The 3,307-nt window shown below is 45.8% G+C and carries 2 protein-coding genes; both read right to left on the bottom strand.

What is annotated here, in order from left to right; genetic code table 11:
* On the bottom strand, positions 1 to 1,005 hold a 1,005-nt coding region (locus tag RYL88_RS12430; protein WP_314991715.1), incomplete at its 3' end, for a hypothetical protein.
* A gap of 20 nt (positions 1,006 to 1,025) precedes the next feature.
* Positions 1,026 to 3,307: LPD23 domain-containing protein (locus RYL88_RS12435; protein ID WP_314991717.1), on the bottom strand; the 2,282-nt coding region annotated here is incomplete at its 5' end.

Consider the following 3,307-nt stretch of genomic DNA (forward strand, 5'->3'; position numbering starts at 1 on the left):
CCCTATCCACGCGGCCGTAGTCTTGACCGTCTCGGCAAAATCCCCATGCAAAAACGCCAGTGCCATATTTGAGCCGAAATTATAAAGATGCGTAAAAGGATTTTTAACCGTTACGTTTACCTTGATGTGGTCGATTAGCTTGTAGTACGCGCCGTTAAATTTAGCCATCTCGCGCCCTAGCATCTCAGCCTCACTTAGAGCTTTGGCGACGTCTTCAGGGACGTATTTGCCCGCAAGCGCTCCGTATTTTTTTATACCGCCGCCCGCGCTTTCGTCGCTTATCCTCGTCCAGTTTAGTCCCTCGGCTCCTTCAGGCGGCGCGTCTTTTGCAAATTTGTCCGCAAAAAGCTTTAATGTTTGAGCTTTAAGCAGCTGCTTTTTTTGCTCCAGGATCGTGTTTGTTACCGCAAAGGCCGCATCGTCCTCGATCTGCCTTAGCTGTTTTTGCTCCCAGCTCATCTGCTTTCTGGCAAAAAATTTGCTTTGTCTTAGCGCCTTTGCGATGCGGCCGTTTTCTTTGGCCTCGTCTAGGTGCTTTTTGTAGTAGTGTTTGACGTAGTCTTTGATGACGTTTTTTGACTCTAGCGCCCCGGCGTCCACTAGAGCCTGCGCGCCGTCGTCGATAGTTTTGCGCACCTTTTCGTATAGCGGCCTTACGTGCTCGGGCAGTGCGCCGGGATCCGTCTCGCCGTCTAGCGCCTTAAACATTGCTTTTCTGTTGCCTATGCTGAGTTTGCCGAGATACTCCTTAAACTGCCCGGCTTGCGCGTATATCGCCGCAGTGGTTCTGTGGTATTCGCCTAGCAGCTCGTCTATCTCTTTGGCATGATCCCTGACATCTAGCAGCTTGCCCGCAAACGGGATATTTTCATCGGCCCACTTTGCGGCCTCGTCCAACTTTTCGCCCGCTTTTTCAAAGGCGCTATCTACTTTCAGCGCCCAGCGATCGAGTAGCTTCCCCGATCTTTCTTGAATCTGTTTTAGTGGACATTTGTCATTGCTCATTTTTTACTCCTCGGGCGAGCTTAGCACAAGCTTAGCCCGTCTTTTATATTTCCGTTTTCGTCTAATTTTTTAGCCTTAAACTCTTCAAATTTAGCCGCGGCCGCCTTATCTCCGCTTTGAGCCGCTTTCTTTAGCTTGTTTAGCTCGGCGGTCTTTAGTATCGCCTCTTTTTTGATAGGATCTAGCTCGTTGCGATACGCCGCTTTTACCTCAAAGCTCATATTCTTTAGCCTTGCCGCGTCGCCCGTGCCTGCTAGCTCCTCCAGCGCACTTTGCTTTACAGGGATGCTATCTATATCCTTTTTGCTATACCCGTCCACCCTGAGACTCCCATCCTCTGCGATATCGACGAAAAACCTCTTTTTATCCCCGTCCTTGCCGATCTTGTCAAAGTAAATTTTGCTTTCATTAATTACTTTAAAGTCTGCATTTTTGATATCGTTTTTTAGGACGGCTAGCTGTTTATTGCTTAGATTTACGCTTTTGCCGAGCTCTTGGGTTGTTATCTCTTTCGTATCAAATTTACTTATCAACCCGTCTTTAAAATTTGAGTCGTTAAAGCTCTCTTTACTCATCGCGGCTATACTCTCGTCTAGCTCTTTTTCGACGTTTGGATGCTCGCGCTTTATCTCCTCTATCTTGCGGTAATGATGGACTTTTTCTTCGTTTTGCTGTATAATACCCTTACCGTCCGAAGAGTGTTCTATGGGCTTTAGGCCGCCAGAGCTTCGGACGTATCTTACTTTGCCTTCTCTCGTTATCAACTCGAATTTTCTATTTTTCATCGGATAGTTAGAAATTACATCCAGTCCGCCGTCTCTTTCCTTGATCACGGAAGCGAATTTAACGACGCCGTCTTTATCTCTAAAAGGCTTAAAGAAAAACGTAGTATCTTCAAAATCCACGACAAAAACGGGTCTTTCAAGAGTCGGTTTTATTAGCCCTAGGTATTTTTTGCGACCTTTTCTTTCTAGTTTTTGAAATTGAGAGGAGCTTATATCTACCTCCCCTATCGGCGTGTCTACCTTGCCGTTTGAAAACTCGGCTTTAAAATTCTCTAGACTATACTCTTTTTCTATAAAGGGCTCGGCTTCTTTTCCTACGGCGGCTTCATTGATACTTCCGTCTTTTAAAATGTACTTTTTCTCAAGTTCTTTACTTAAATTTAAGTCGCCGCGGCCTATATTCACCCGCTCGCTTCTTGGCGCGTCAAGAGTATGAAGAGGATGTTTTTGATACTCGGCATTTTCTTTTAAATAAAGCTCATAGCCCTTTTTATAGTCGTCCCCCGTAAACCCTAGCCTATCTTTGATTTTTTCATAGAGCTCGCCAAGCCTAGCTTCTTCTTGCGCGCTAAGGCCATCGCCCTTATCGTTAAGATAATCGTCAAATTTCTTTGATAGCTCATGATACTCCATATACTCTTTATCGCCTGCCATCCTTTGCAGTTGAGCTTCTTCTTTATACGGAAAAAACTCCATAGAAGTAGAGTTCTTAAAGCCGTCATAGCTTACGTCGTTCATTCTTTTTTGTACGTTTCTAGCTTCTACTTCCCCGCCTGCGAGCCAATATTTACCGTTTTTAGAGCTAGCCCCGGGGCTAAATCCTTCGATTTCTTGGATAGCGTGCTGTATTTCGTGGTATAAAGTGCTCTTAAAATCCGTCGTTTTTTCGTTTATTATGAATGTTTTTTGAGAGGGGATAAACCCGCCGTCTGCGCTACCTAACGCTTTTAGCGCCGCCGGGTTATATTCGCCGGCTACCTCCACCTTGTATAGCTGTAACTCGGGATAGGCCTCATAAAGCTTTTCGTTGTTTAAAACATTATATAAAACGGTGTTTCTCGGAGGATTTGGTTTTAATTCTCCGCCTCTTGGATTTATTTCAAATTTCCACTTGTCGTCGATTTCATCTTTAAACCACCCCGTCTTCTGCCAAATTTCTACCTCGTCCGCGCCCTTTTCGAGCATTGCTTTAGCTTGATCTAGTTTACCGACGTTTGCGGTGATGGCCTTTTCTCCGGCAAAAGAATTTAAACTTACGTCTTTACCGTTTGAGTAGAGCTTGCCTAAGAGCCTTGGATTGCCGTTTGCCATCTGCGGCATCTTTTCGGCCGCGCCTAGGATTTTATTGTATAGCTTAGGAGTCATTTTTCTTAGCCCCGTAGATACGGCTTTGCCGCCCGCAAGCCCGGCCAAAAATCCCGCGGCAAATCTCTCGGGGCTAAAATTTCCGTCCTCGTCTACAGAGTTTAGAGTTCCGGCTACCAGGCCGCTACCTAGATGAGCGTTTGAGTTTGCCG

Origin of the sequence: uncultured Campylobacter sp. (assembly GCF_963517995.1) — a bacterium.
GTDB lineage: Bacteria > Campylobacterota > Campylobacteria > Campylobacterales > Campylobacteraceae > Campylobacter_A.